The organism is Streptomyces sp. M41 (assembly GCF_043673425.1).
In the GTDB taxonomy this organism is placed as follows: domain Bacteria; phylum Actinomycetota; class Actinomycetes; order Streptomycetales; family Streptomycetaceae; genus Streptomyces.
In genome coordinates this window covers 243,756-256,508 of sequence record NZ_JBIMKE010000003.1, presented here as the reverse complement: position 1 = coordinate 256,508, position 12,753 = coordinate 243,756, and the positions used below count along the sequence as shown (strand labels likewise).

The window sequence follows — 12,753 nt, the reverse complement described above, 5'->3', positions numbered from 1 at the left end:
GGTCGGCCGCCGCTCGCTTCCCATCGACGGCGGCACCGTTTCCTGGAGCAGGTCGGCGCGCGGGGTGAAGTCGGCGTCCAGGATCAGGATGTACTGGCCGTCGGACCGCCCGAACCCGAAGTGCGGGTTGCCCGCCTTCTCCCGAGCGGAGCGCCGTCACCCCGCCCGGCGCCGAGCCGCCCTCACAGCCGCTTGGCGCTGCGCAGCGTCTTCGCGTAGTAGCCGTTCCCGTCCAGCCGCGAGACCCCGCCCACGTCCCCGATGGTCGGCCCGTTGACCTCCTCACGGCTGGACACGAAGATCAGATGCCCCTCCGTGTCATGTCCGAGCACCATGCCGACGTGGTCCAGCCGCTGCTTCGTACGCGCGTCCAGCTTGAAGAAGACCAGGTCCCCCGGCTGAAGCTGGTCGATCGCCGAGGGCCGGTCCTTCGCCGTGATCCCGGTGAGCGGCAGGATGTCCGCCCCCTCCTTGGAGCGGGCCATCCCGTTGGCCGTGCGCGGCAGGCCGTCACCGGAGGCGTCCGAGGACATCAGGGGGTAGCGGGCGCGATAGCCCAGCACCATCCGGATGAACCCGGAGCAGTCGATCGACCGGGCCCGTGCGGTCTCCGGCTGCCCCACCACACCGTCCCGGAAGGGGTACGGCACACCGAGGTAGTCGTAGAAGTCGGACTGCTCCAGCCGCAGGTCGCCGCCCTCGGCGCCGGACGTGTTCAGCGGCCCGAAGTTCGCGTCACCGGCGTAGACGTTGCCCTGCGCGTCCTTCTTCTGCGGGGCGCCCGCCACGTACTGGAAGGCGAAGGCGAAGATGTCGTCCTTCTTGCTGTCCTTGTTCTCGGCGTACCACTGCTTGAACCACTTCTTCTTCTCCGCGCCCGCGCCCCAGACCTCCGGCATCAGCCGCACCCAGTCCGTGGTGGACACCTTGGAGGAGGTCGAGGTCGGCTCCTGGAAGGTCCTTGCCGACCCGGTCAGCGTCGCGGTGCGCGCCCCGTCCGTGAACACGGCCTTGATCTGGCCGTCCGCACCGCGCAGCACCGACCGCGCCGGGTTCTCCAGCCGGGACCAGGTCTCCTTGCCCGGGTCCTGCGAGGCGGCGGAGCTGCGGCCCCCCTCCAGGACACCGACGTTGCGGACCTCGGTGACGCCCGGCTCCTCCTTCTCCCGCAGCTCCACCGTGAGGTAGCCCGAGGCCGCGACGAGCGTGAGCAGCACCAGACCGGAGACGACCGGACGCGACTTCTTCTTCCCTGCCATCGTTTGCTCCTCGGTTCTCAGACGGTCGGCATGACGCCGAGCAGCAGGCCGGCGGCGACGACGATGTAGGCCATCAGGGAGACGGTGCCGGTGGCCAGCAGCGTGGCCCCCTTGGGCTGACGCACCATCTGGTAGGCGATCAGACCCGGCACGATGAAGCCGAGCGTCTGGTTGCCGTACAGCAGCGGGAACTCGAGCGAGAGCACGATCATCACCGTGGCCTGCAACAGCACGCCCAGCAGCACCACGGCGGCGAACAGCCGCTTGCCGTACAGGATCACCAGCCGCTGCATGATCTTGGTGCCGCCGTAGGTCAGGGCGGTCACGCCCACCACCATGGCCGCGCGCTGGAGGTCCTCGATGAGGGTGAGCGCGAGCCAGCCGGGCGTGATCATGCCGCCGGGCGACAGGTTGGTCGTGAGATAGCACAGCAACGAGAAGAACAGGCCGATGGCGATGCCCAGGGCGGCCATCTCGGGGGTCAGGGCGGCGGTGGTCAACGGGGTCTCCGGGCAGAGGATGCGGGTTCGGGGGCGAGGCGGGCAGCGGCCGTCGGGCCAGGGCCGCCCACCTCGCGGAGGTCGGTCACACGGCGGGCGTCAGACACGCGGCGGGGTGTCCCCTCGGTCGTCGTCCACCGGCCGCCGGACCGGCTGACGCGGGGCCCGGAACCACTGCGAGACCTCCGACTGCCCGTCCTCGTACGGCGTCTGCCCCGCCCCCTGCTGCCGACCGGACGCATAGGGCTCCTCACCGGCGTGCGTCCGGTCCTGGCCGCCGTACGGGTACTGCCGGTCCTGGTTGCCGTAGTGCTGGGCGTCGCTGCCGTAGTGCTGAGTGCCGCCGCCGTACTGCTGGCTGTCACTGCCGTACGGCTGGGCGTCGCTGCCGTACGGCTGGGCGTCGCTGCCGTACGGCTGGGCGTCGCTGCCGTACGGCTGGATGTCGCTGCCGTACTGCTGCGTGTCACTGCCGTACTGCCGGGGCTCGCCGCCGTGCTGCCGGGGCTCGCCGTAGGACTGCGTGCCGCCGTGCCGGCCTCCCGGCACGGCCGCGGCGTACGCCCCGTCGGCCCCGGCATACGCGCCGGGCGCCTCGGCGTACCGGCCCACCTGCGGGGCCGGGATCGTGATCACCGGGATCTCCTGGGTCTGCGAGGCCTGGTACCGCTCCTCGTAGGCCGTCGGGTACGAGGCGTACGGGTCCAGGCGCTGCGGCTGGTGTGGCGCGTCGGCGACGGTGGGCGGGTGCCCGGCCTCGTCCGTACCGCTCTCGTCCGCCGGGAGCTCGGCGAGGTACTCGAGGAGTTCCTCGCCCTGCCCGTGGATGTTGCCGATGGCGACCAGGGAGGAGCCGTCGGACATCCGGCCGAGCAGGGTCGGCATGAACTCGTCCGCCGAGCGCCGCTCGCCGCCGAGGTCGACCGCGCGGTCGCGCCAGTCGGCGGGAACGGCGTCGATGGCGCTCTTGGCCGGGTGGCCGATGACGAAGACGTTGTCCGGCTGGAGGTCGGGGATGATCTCGCCCATCTGCCCGTTGCGCTCCACCCGGTCGGGGCGGCAGTTGATCACGACGTTCAGGGGGCGGCGGATCGCGCCCAGGTCGAGCAGCTGGTTGATGTTCATCAGCGTCGACTCGGGGTCGTTGGCCGCGAACACATTGGCGAAGGCGAGCCGCTTGCCGTCGGGGGCGAGGTAACGCTCCACCGACAGCACACCCGGGTCCGGCGGGGCGTCGTACATGCCCTGGAGCGCGACCTTGCGCTCCACGCCGAGCAGGTCGGCCACGACCAGCGCGATCGCCACGTTCTCCTTGAACGTGAACCAGCTGAAGCCGCGCAGCTCCTCGTCGGTGACCGTCTCCGGGTCGGCGTAGATCAGCTTGCAGTTACGGGCGTCCGCCTCCTCCTGGAGGATGTGGAAGCGCTCCTTCTCGGCCGTCACACAGATGCCGTCCTCCGGCATCGAACGGCACAGCGAGCGCGCCACGTCGTCCAGCGTGGGGCCCATCTCGGCAAGGTGGTCCTCACGGACGTTGCACAGCACACCGATCGTCGAGCGGATCAGCTTGCTCTGGTTGACCTCCTGGAGCGCCGGCATGACCGCCATGCACTCGATGACGAGGGCGTCGGGACGGTAGGTCGCGGCCCGGCGGACGATGCCGATCTGCTCGACGACGTTAGCGATGCCGAACTTGCGGTAGACCGGTTCCTCCGTGGCGTCCGGGTGGATGAAGCGCGCCGCGGTGCCCGTCGTCTTGGCCACCGTGACCAGGTCGCCACCGCGCAGGGCACCCGCGCACAGCCGGGTGATGGAGGACTTGCCGCGGATGCCGTTGACCAGCACCCGGGAGGGGATCGTGTGCAGCGCGGCGTAGTGCCTGCGCTGCTCGACGATGCCCGCGACGAACAGGCACACCCCGCCGATCAGCAGGACGAAGTAGAGGTAGAGCACGTCCGGTCACCTTCCTCCGGCGCCGAGCCGGGGTTCGGCACTTCGGCGCGCCTGGTTCTGCCTGCGGGCCTGCAACTGCTGCCGGACCAGTTCGAGGCTGCGGACGACGGCCCCCACCTCGTCGTGGTAGCGGGGGTACAGCACGGTCTTGAGGTCGCCGTCGGCCAGCTTCTCGGCGCTGCTCGCGAGGGCGCGCAGCGGCCGGACCACGACCAGATGGATCCAGCCCAGGCAGACGACGATCAGCGCGAGCCCGAGCATCCCGGCGAGCACACTGCGGTCCTCACGCTCGTACGGCGCGATCTCGAAGTGCTTGGCGTTCTGCCAGCTGACGACGGTCCAGCCGATGTCGGCGGCCACTCCGCCACCGGAGAAGGGCGCCGCGGCGGCGACGGTGACCGAGCGCCCCTCGCGGATCAGCAGCCCGTTCTCCACCGGCCCGGCCCCGACATGGACGCTGCCCGCCCGCACGAGGTCGGTGAGCGCGTCGCGCGGCAGGTCCTCGAAGGCGAGGAAGCCGTCGCTGGCGGCGAGGGTCCGGGCCTCGGCATCGACGACCCGGACCTCGCCGAGGCCCGGCCGGGCGAGCAGCGAGTTCAGGAACTCCACCCGGATCTCGCCGACCAGGGTCATGTCCTTGCCACCGGGTACGGCCGCACCGGCCTGGATCACCGGCTTCTTGCCGCCCTCGCCGGAGACCCGGATGAGCGCCGGGACGTCCCGCTCGCCCGTCTCGCCGTCCGCGCTCCAGTCGGCGTTCGGCTCGGCACCGGCGCGGGCGACGACCTCGCCGTCGTCGTCGACGACGTACAGGGAGCCGTAACGCGTGTGCTTGCGCAGGGCGTCGTCGAGGACGCCGGTCGTGGCGTCGGCGTCGCCCACGTCGATCAGGCGGGAGGTGGAGACGAGGTCCGCCTGGGCCTCGTTGAGGGCCCGGCGGACCCGGTCGGCGACGAGGTCGGTGCGGTCGCGCTGGTCGTTGACCATGGTGCTGGGCACGCTCACCGAGGCGTCGGTGCGGTTGAGCAGCAGCCCGACCGGCACGCACCACAGCAGCAGCAGAACGGCGGTCAGCGCCAGCGGCGCCCGCAGCCCGAGCCGGCTCCTGCGGCCACCGCCGGCCCCGGAGCGGGCCTGCTCCCCCCCGCCGGCCCCGGAGCGGGCCTCGTCTCCCTCGCCGGACAACTGCCCCCGCAGCCGTTCCAGCGCGGCACCGACACGCGCGGTCTCGCCCCAGCGGGGCACGTCGACGGGGCGGGTCAGATCACCGCGGGCCAGCCGGCGGGCCTCCAGGAACAGCGCCAGCAGGGGCCGCTGCACCGACATCCACAGCAGGGCCGCGGCCAGCAGCCCGAACGCGACCAGGGCGCCGGCCGCCACCAGCCCGTACAGCTCTCGTTCCTGCCCGACGGCCTGCTCCTGCACCACGGGCAGCATGGCCACGACCGTCAGCCCGAGGCCCGCGCCGACGCTCTTCTTGTCGTCGGGGTCGGCGGAGGCGAGAGAGGCGTAGCCGGCGGTGGCGACACGGCCGTTGTAGGCGTCGCCCAGCAGCGTTCCGCTGACCCCCGGATAGCCGCGCGAGCCGGGCTCCCTGGCGCTGACCGGGTCCTGCTCGGTTTCCTCGGCGGCCTGTTCGGACAGCCGGCTCATCTGCTTGTGCAGGAAGGTGAGTTCGTCGCGCTCGGCGTCGGAGTTGAGGGCCTCGGCCTGTTCGAAACCGGCCGTGGCGAGGACCTCGCCGCCCCGGGCCACCACCGCCATGGAGCGGAACGGCCCCAGGTTGATCGCGGGCACGGAGAGGCTGCCCGCGGCGATGAGCAGCTGCTGCGGCCGATCCCCGAAGTCGAGGACCGCCATGGTCATCAGCCGTACGTCACCGGTCTTCAGCCGCACCATGCGGGGCGTCAGGGCGTGCTCCCCGGTGAGGACGTCCTTGTCGAGCCAGCCAAGCGGAATCGTTTCACCCCGCGCGGCGAGCACCTCACCGCTCTCCAGGTCCAGCACCGTGGTGCCGGTCCACTTCTGGTACGTGCTGCTCAGGTCCGACAGCACGCGCTCTGGGGGCGTCGCCTTGCCCGCGTTCAGGGCCGCCGCGGTGCGGTTCAGGTCGGTGACCCGCTCGTCGATCGACGCGCGTAGGGCGATGGCGCCGTCCTGTGCGAAGTGCTGCTGGGAGTTCAGCACCGCCTTCGGCACGACCGGCTCGCCGGCGGGGCCCAGCACCTTGGCCGTGAGCCCGGCCAAGGCCAGGATCAGCAGGCACAGCAGCGCGATCGGGGGTCGTATGCCGCCCAGAAGCGGCATGTCCGCGCGTCTGCGGATGCGCCGCCGCCCGCCCCGTCCGGGACGCGGTGCACCTTGGGTTGAACTCACCGGTGGTTTCCTTCGCCTCTTCACTACCAAGGCGCTCGCAGAACCCACCGCTGTCGCGGGCATGAGACGCCGTCACTCTTAGAAGACTGTTGACCGGCGACGGGGTTGGGCTCCGACGCACAACAACTGCCTGTGGCTCTCGTCACGTCCCCGGCGAGAACTCCTCCAGACCGTCGCCGCCCGGGGCGCCCCGGTTGTAGAGGAAGCCCCGCGTCCGGTCCGCCGCCAGCTGGTAGCGGGCGAGCCGCTCCTTCGACAGGTCTCCGGGGTTGTCGAGCGCCTGCTGCACGTCCACGAGCCGGTGGTCCTCGACCGCGCCCTCGGGCGCCTTCTTCCCGGGCTCCAGCTCCGGCGGGATGTCGACCAGCGTGGTCCGGTAGCGGGCGCGCACGTCCCAGCCGTCGGCCGTCTCCCGGAACTCGAACCAGCCGATCGCGCCCTCCTCGGTGAGGCCGGTCGGCGAGGAGTGGCGGGCCACCTGGTTGCCGAGGCTGTAGGCGATCCATCTGCCGTTGAGCTTCTGGATGGGCTGCACCACATGGGCGTGATGCCCGATCACCAGGTCGATCCCGGTCTCCTTGGTGAGCCGCTCCGCCAGCGCCAGCTGCGGGACGCTCGGCTCGTTGTAGTGCTCCAGACCCCAGTGGACGGAGAGGATGACGACCTCGGCGCCCTTGCCCCGGGCCCGCGACTCGGCCTTCTTGATGTCGTCGGTGCTGAGCCGGTTGAAGGCCCAGCGCTCCTTCTCGGGCGTGGGGTTGAGGAAGGACTCCCAGGAGTAGGACAGGTGGGCCACCTTGACGCCGTTGACGTCCCGGATGTTGATCTGTTCTGCTTCCTCACGCGTGCGCGCGGACCCGGTGTGCCCGAGACCCACCTCGTCCATCGCGTCCAGGGTGCGCCTGACCGCCTTCAGACCGTGGTCGTAGGTGTGATTGGAGGCCGTCGAGCAGGTGTCGTAGCCCACATCCTTGAGGGTCGTGAGGATCTGCGGGGGTACGAGGAACTCCGGGTACCCCTCGAAGGGGCCCTTGGGCGTCCCTACCGGCGTCTCCATGTGACAGATGGCCAGATCCGCCTCGCTGATGACCGGCTTCACCCCGGCCATGAGCGGTCCGAAGTCCAGCCCGGCCTGCCCCTCACCGGTCTTCTCGGCGTCCTTGGCCGCCTGTTCGACCAGTTCGGGGTGGATGAGCACATCGCCCGCTGCGGCGACCGTGAACGACCGGCCGCCCGGCTTCACCTGCGCCTCGGTGGGCTCGGAGGTGCAGCCGGCGACCAGGCCGCCCAAAGCCACCAGAACCGCCAGCGAGCGACCCATACGGAGAGACTTACGGAATGTCACCGCGACATATTCACACGCGCCTCACAACACAACGGTCAACTCTCGTCACAAGACAGTCACGGTTCGCTCGCATTTTTGCTCAAACGGTTTTGATCCTCGCCTTGGCCGGTTGTGACACGACATCACCCGAAGGTACGGAACAGTCGGTTCCGCAGGCCCGGGAACTGGTGGACCTGCGCAGCCGCATCCTCGCCCACACGGCCCGCCTCGGACCCGACGACTCCTACACCCCGCCCGGCGACGACGAGCGCGAGCAACTGGCGCGCGGTGTCGGTCAGCTCCTCGACGGCGACGCGGCCGAGGCGGAACGCCTGCTCGCACCGTTGGGCCTGGGCGTCACCCGGCTCACCGACACCGACTCCGGCCGCCGCTACGACGAGGTCGCCGCCACCCGCCGCGACAGCGACGCCGCCCGCTGGGGCCGCCTCTACCTCAACGCGGACTCCGCGCTGCGCTGGAACGTCCAGGTGCCGCACCCCGTGTCCGACCGGGACACCGAGTCACTCGGCGTCCAGCTGCTGGAGGACGTCCCGTCGGGCGCACTGGTCCTGGCCGGCGCCCACCGCCGCGCCGGCCGCGACGACGAGGCCGACGTCGCCCATCAGGAGGCCAGCGCCTTCCACACCATCGTCGTCGAGCTCCAGAAACGCGGGGTGCCCGGCCTCCAGGTGCACGGCTTCGCCGAGGATTCCGAGCGCCCCTACGAGGCGGTCGTCTCCGGCGGCGCCGCACAGACCGCGTCCGGCGAGGCGGCGGCGCTGGCCGACCGCATGGCGGCGGACGGGCTGCGGGTCTGCCGGGGCTGGTCGGCGCGCTGCCCGCTGGAGGGCACCACCAACGTCCAGGGCAGGTCGGCGGAGCGCCAACACGCCACCTTCCTGCACGTGGAACTCGCCCCCGACGCCCGCGGCGACGGCCCCGACGCCGACGAAGCCACCGACGCCCTCGGCGAACTCCTCAGCACCTGGTCGGACGACTGAGCCTCAGCAGCAGCCGGCCGCCCCCGGCAACGTCCGCCTGTTGCGCGCCTCCTTGCTCCGCGCGGCGAGCAACTCGTCGGCCGGATACCCGACTTCCTCAAGGGTCAGCCCATGAGGCCGTACGACATGCACGGCGGAGTCCCTGACACCGGCGGCCAGCACCTTGCCGGGCCAGTCGGCGGGCCGGTGCCCGTCCCCCACGAACAGCAGGGCCCCGATGAGCGAGCGCACCATGTTGTGGCAGAAGGCGTCGGCACGCACGGTCGCGGTGATGATCCCGTCGTCCCCCCGCACCAGGCTCAGCTCCTGCAAGGTACGGATGGTGGTGGCGCCCTCCCGCTTCTTGCAGTACGCGGCGAAGTCGTGTTCCCCGAGCAGCCCGCGCGCGGCCTCGTTCATCGCGTCGACGTCGAGCGGCCAGTCGTGCCAGAGCACATGACTGCGCAGCAGCGGATCGACGCCCCCGGGATTGTCGGTGACCCGATACGCATACCGCCGCCAGACAGCGGAGAACCGCGCGTTGAACCCCCCGGGCGCCTCCCTGAGCGCCCACACCCGCACATCCTTGGGCAGCCGCCCGGCGAGCCGCTTGAGCAGCTTCTCGTGATGCTCGCGCCAGACCGCCTCCGGCAGATCGACATGAGCGACCTGCCCCCGCGCATGCACACCGGCATCGGTACGCCCCGCCACGGTCAGTTCATACGACGTACTCCCCGACCGCGTGACGGTCCGCAGCGCGTCCTCGATCTCCCCCTGCACGGTCCGCCTACCGCCGGCCTGCTTGGCCCAGCCGTGAAACGCGGCACCGTCATAGGACAGATCGAGACGGACACGGACATAGCCGGGTGCTGCTTCATCACTCACAACGAGATCCTCTCAGGAACACAGAAGCGGGCCCGCTCCTCGAAAGGAACGGGCCCGCAACGCCCTCAAGGGGCGCGGGGAACTGCGCGACCAGCCACGACGAAGGCCGCAGCCGCAACCGAACAGCCCCCGGCAGAACGCCTACGCGTCCTTCGACTCCTCAGCGGGAGCCTCGTCCGCCTTGGTCGTGTCGACCTTGGTCTCGGCGACCTCGGCGTCCTTGGCGGCACGCTTGGTGGCGGCCTCGGCCTCGCCGGTGGCCTCCTGAGCGACCGTCAGCGCCTCGACCAGCTCGATGACAGCCATGGGCGCGTTGTCGCCACGGCGGTTACCGATCTTGGTGATACGCGTGTAGCCACCCGGACGGTTCTCGTACCGCGGGCCGATCTCGGTGAAGAGCGTGTGGACGACGCTCTTGTCCGTGATGACCTGGAGCACCTGACGGCGGTTGTGAAGGTCGCCCTTCTTCGCCTTGGTCACCAGACGCTCGGCGTACGGCCGCAGACGGCGGGCCTTCGCCTCGGTGGTGGTGATCCGGCCGTGCTCGAACAGCGCCTTCGCGAGGTTGGCGAGGAGGAGCTTCTCGTGCGCGGCACTGCCGCCCAGACGGGCACCCTTGGTGGGCTTCGGCATTTCTTTCTCCTGTGTGTCTGCCCCGGCCGTATCAGGTACCGGGGTCAGTATCCGAGCAGGCGGTCGCCTGTCGGAGATCCGGGGTGTCCCCGAAGGGGCACCCCGGAAGGGGCGCGGGGAACTGCGCGACCAGCCACAACCGGCCCGCAGATGCAGTACGGCCTCCCCGCGGAGCGCTTAGTACTGCTCGGTCTCGACGAAACCGGCGTCCGCGTCGTCGTCCGCCCCGAAGGCGTCCGCCGCAGCGGTCGGGTCGAATCCGGGCGGGGAGTCCTTGAGCGCCAGGCCCATACCCGCCAGCTTCGCCTTGACCTCGTCGATCGACTTCGCACCGAAGTTGCGGATGTCGAGCAGGTCGGCCTCGGAACGCGCCACGAGCTCACCCACGGAGTGGATGCCCTCACGCTTGAGGCAGTTGTACGACCGAACGGTGAGCTCGAGCTCCTCGATCGGCAGCGCCAGATCGGCGGCGAGCGCGGCGTCCGTCGGGGACGGACCCATGTCGATGCCCTCGGCGTCGATGTTGAGCTCACGGGCGAGACCGAACAGCTCGACCAGCGTCTTACCGGCCGACGCCATGGCGTCACGCGGACGCATGGCCTGCTTGGTCTCGACGTCGACGATCAGCTTGTCGAAGTCGGTGCGCTGCTCGACACGCGTGGCCTCGACCTTGTACGTGACCTTGAGAACCGGCGAGTAGATGGAGTCGACTGGGATACGGCCGATCTCCTGGCCCACCTGCTTGTTCTGCACGGCGGAGACATAGCCACGGCCACGCTCGACCGTGAGCTCCATCTCCAGCTTGCCCTTGCCGTTGAGCGTGGCGAGGACGAGGTCGGGGTTGTGCACCTCGACACCGGCCGGCGGCGCGATGTCGGCGGCGGTGACCAGACCCGGACCCTGCTTGCGCAGGTACATCACAACGGGCTCGTCGTGCTCGGACGACACGACCAGCTGCTTGATGTTGAGGATCAGGTCGGTGACGTCCTCCTTGACGCCCGGCACGGTGGTGAACTCGTGCAGGACACCGTCGATACGGATGGACGTGACCGCCGCACCCGGGATCGAGGAGAGGAGGGTCCGGCGCAGGGAGTTGCCGAGGGTGTAACCGAAGCCCGGCTCCAGCGGCTCGATCACGAACCGGGAGCGGAACTCGTCGACGACCTCTTCGGTCAACGAGGGACGCTGAGCGATCAGCATGTGTGGATCAGATCCTTCTTTCGTGGACGCCCGCTATTTGACGCCCGACGGAAACCGCACCCGTGAGAAGTGCGGGTACTGCAAGGGTACGGGCGATACAACCCCTTACGGAGCTGTACCGCCCGAATCCGACAAGCAACCGTGCGTCAGACGCGACGACGCTTCGGCGGACGGCAGCCGTTGTGCGGGGTCGGGGTGACGTCCTGGATGGAGCCGACCTCGAGGCCCGTGGCCTGAAGCGAACGGATCGCGGTCTCACGACCGGAACCCGGGCCCTTCACGAACACGTCGACCTTGCGCATGCCGTGCTCCTGGGCGCGGCGGGCAGCCGACTCGGCGGCCATCTGCGCGGCGAACGGCGTGGACTTCCGGGAGCCCTTGAAACCGACGTGGCCGGCGGAGGCCCAGGAGATCACGTTGCCGGACGGGTCCGTGATGGAGACGATCGTGTTGTTGAACGTGCTCTTGATGTGCGCGTGGCCGTGAGCGACGTTCTTCTTTTCCTTGCGGCGCACCTTCTTGGCAGCGCCCTGACGTCCCTTGGGGGGCATCTACTAACTCCTACGGGAGGTGGTCGGTCCTACAGCGAAGACCGTGGACAGGTGTCCGCTGCGGACTACTTCTTGCCCGGCTTCTTCTTGCCGGCGATGGCGCGACGCGGGCCCTTGCGGGTGCGAGCGTTGGTGCTGGTGCGCTGACCGCGGACGGGCAGACCGCGACGGTGACGCAGACCCTGGTAGCAGCCGATCTCGACCTTGCGGCGGATGTCGGCCTGGATCTCACGACGGAGGTCACCCTCGGTCCTGATGTTGTTGTCGACGTACTCGCGGATCGCGACGAGCTGCTCCTCGGAGAGGTCGCGAACGCGGGTGTTCGGGTCGACGCCGGTGGCGGCCAGCGTCTGCTGCGAAAGGGTCCGGCCGATGCCGAACACGTAGGTGAGGGCGACCTCCACGCGCTTGTCGCGCGGGATGTCAACACCGGAAACGCGTGCCATTCAATGGCTCCTGGTGATCTTCGGAGGTCTTCCGCAGAACCGACTCCCAGCCGCCGTACCAGGTACGAACTGGGTCCCCGGCCTCCGAGCCGGGGGTGTCAGACCCGAAGGTCTGGGTTCTGCGTATGAACATATTCAGCTCGCGTCGCGCGAAGACTCTGCGATATCGATGCAGAGGGATTGGACGATCGTGCGTCAGCCCTGGCGCTGCTTGTGGCGCGGGTTCTCGCAGATGACCATGACCCGACCGTGACGGCGGATCACCCTGCACTTGTCGCAGATCTTCTTGACGCTCGGCTTGACCTTCATTGGGTGAGGTTCTCCGGGTCAGTGCCATCGCCTCGGGGGAACCGGGGCGCGGGCAAGATCTACTTGTACCGGTAGACGATCCGGCCACGAGTCAGGTCGTACGGAGACAGCTCCACCACGACCCGGTCGTCAGGGAGGATGCGGATGTAGTGCATACGCATCTTGCCGCTGATGTGTGCCAGGACCTGGTGGCCGTTCTGGAGCTCGACCTTGAACATGGCGTTCGGCAGAGACTCGACGACAGTGCCCTCGATCTCGATGGCACCTTGCTTCTTGGCCACGCTTCGCCCTTCGAATCGACTACCTTGATCGACTCCCATGTATGTCCCTTGCGGGC

Annotated in this window: 13 protein-coding genes; 1 reads left to right on the top strand and 12 read right to left on the bottom strand. The window is 69.6% G+C overall.

Annotated elements, in window-relative coordinates; all coding sequences use genetic code 11:
- Window positions 1-182 precede the first annotated feature (182 nt).
- The 5 genes from ACHBTE_RS05655 to ACHBTE_RS05635 all read right to left on the bottom strand — a co-directional run bounded on the left by ACHBTE_RS05655 (window position 183) and on the right by ACHBTE_RS05635 (window position 7,409).
- Window positions 183-1,259 carry a C40 family peptidase gene (locus ACHBTE_RS05655; RefSeq protein WP_394722250.1) on the bottom strand — a complete coding sequence of 359 codons (1,077 nt, stop codon included), beginning with the start codon at window positions 1,257-1,259 and terminating at the stop codon, window positions 183-185.
- Between the two features lie 17 nt (window positions 1,260-1,276).
- Window positions 1,277-1,759 (bottom strand): poly-gamma-glutamate biosynthesis protein PgsC/CapC, encoded by a 483-nt coding sequence (locus tag ACHBTE_RS05650; protein ID WP_030950648.1) that lies wholly within the window; start codon window positions 1,757-1,759, stop codon window positions 1,277-1,279.
- 99 nt (window positions 1,760-1,858) lie between these two features.
- Window positions 1,859-3,712, bottom strand: coding sequence for a poly-gamma-glutamate synthase PgsB (gene pgsB, locus ACHBTE_RS05645; RefSeq protein ID WP_394722249.1), 1,854 nt, complete (start codon window positions 3,710-3,712; stop codon window positions 1,859-1,861).
- 6 nt (window positions 3,713-3,718) lie between these two features.
- A complete protein-coding gene (locus tag ACHBTE_RS05640; RefSeq protein ID WP_394722479.1) occupies window positions 3,719-6,019 on the bottom strand; it encodes a HAMP domain-containing protein in 2,301 nt (766 codons plus the stop codon).
- Between the two features lie 211 nt (window positions 6,020-6,230).
- A complete protein-coding gene (locus tag ACHBTE_RS05635; RefSeq protein ID WP_394722248.1) occupies window positions 6,231-7,409 on the bottom strand; it encodes a CapA family protein in 1,179 nt (392 codons plus the stop codon).
- Between the two features lie 125 nt (window positions 7,410-7,534).
- On the opposite strand from ACHBTE_RS05635, the gene ACHBTE_RS05630 reads away from it, so the two are divergent.
- Window positions 7,535-8,413: a hypothetical protein gene (locus ACHBTE_RS05630; RefSeq protein WP_394722247.1), complete on the top strand. Its 879-nt coding sequence runs from the start codon at window positions 7,535-7,537 to the stop codon at window positions 8,411-8,413.
- A 3-nt stretch (window positions 8,414-8,416) separates the two neighbouring features.
- On the opposite strand, the gene truA is transcribed toward ACHBTE_RS05630, so the two are convergent.
- From truA to infA, 7 genes are all read right to left on the bottom strand, one after another.
- Complete coding sequence (truA, locus tag ACHBTE_RS05625) at window positions 8,417-9,277, bottom strand: tRNA pseudouridine(38-40) synthase TruA (protein ID WP_394722245.1); 861 nt, start codon at window positions 9,275-9,277, stop codon at window positions 8,417-8,419.
- 141 nt (window positions 9,278-9,418) lie between these two features.
- Window positions 9,419-9,910, bottom strand: coding sequence for a 50S ribosomal protein L17 (gene rplQ / locus ACHBTE_RS05620; RefSeq protein WP_394722244.1), 492 nt, complete (start codon window positions 9,908-9,910; stop codon window positions 9,419-9,421).
- Window positions 9,911-10,087: 177 nt separating this feature from the next.
- Window positions 10,088-11,110: a DNA-directed RNA polymerase subunit alpha gene (locus ACHBTE_RS05615; RefSeq protein ID WP_003966937.1), complete on the bottom strand. Its 1,023-nt coding sequence runs from the start codon at window positions 11,108-11,110 to the stop codon at window positions 10,088-10,090.
- A 146-nt stretch (window positions 11,111-11,256) separates the two neighbouring features.
- On the bottom strand, window positions 11,257-11,661 hold the full coding sequence (gene rpsK / locus ACHBTE_RS05610; protein WP_003956432.1) for a 30S ribosomal protein S11: 405 nt from the start codon (window positions 11,659-11,661) through the stop codon (window positions 11,257-11,259).
- 65 nt (window positions 11,662-11,726) lie between these two features.
- Window positions 11,727-12,107 (bottom strand): 30S ribosomal protein S13, encoded by a 381-nt coding sequence (gene rpsM, locus ACHBTE_RS05605; RefSeq protein ID WP_019753104.1) that lies wholly within the window; start codon window positions 12,105-12,107, stop codon window positions 11,727-11,729.
- 195 nt (window positions 12,108-12,302) lie between these two features.
- Window positions 12,303-12,416, bottom strand: coding sequence for a 50S ribosomal protein L36 (gene rpmJ / locus ACHBTE_RS05600; RefSeq protein ID WP_003998809.1), 114 nt, complete (start codon window positions 12,414-12,416; stop codon window positions 12,303-12,305).
- A 59-nt stretch (window positions 12,417-12,475) separates the two neighbouring features.
- Complete coding sequence (gene infA, locus ACHBTE_RS05595; RefSeq protein ID WP_003948620.1) at window positions 12,476-12,697, bottom strand: translation initiation factor IF-1; 222 nt, start codon at window positions 12,695-12,697, stop codon at window positions 12,476-12,478.
- Window positions 12,698-12,753 lie beyond the last annotated feature (56 nt).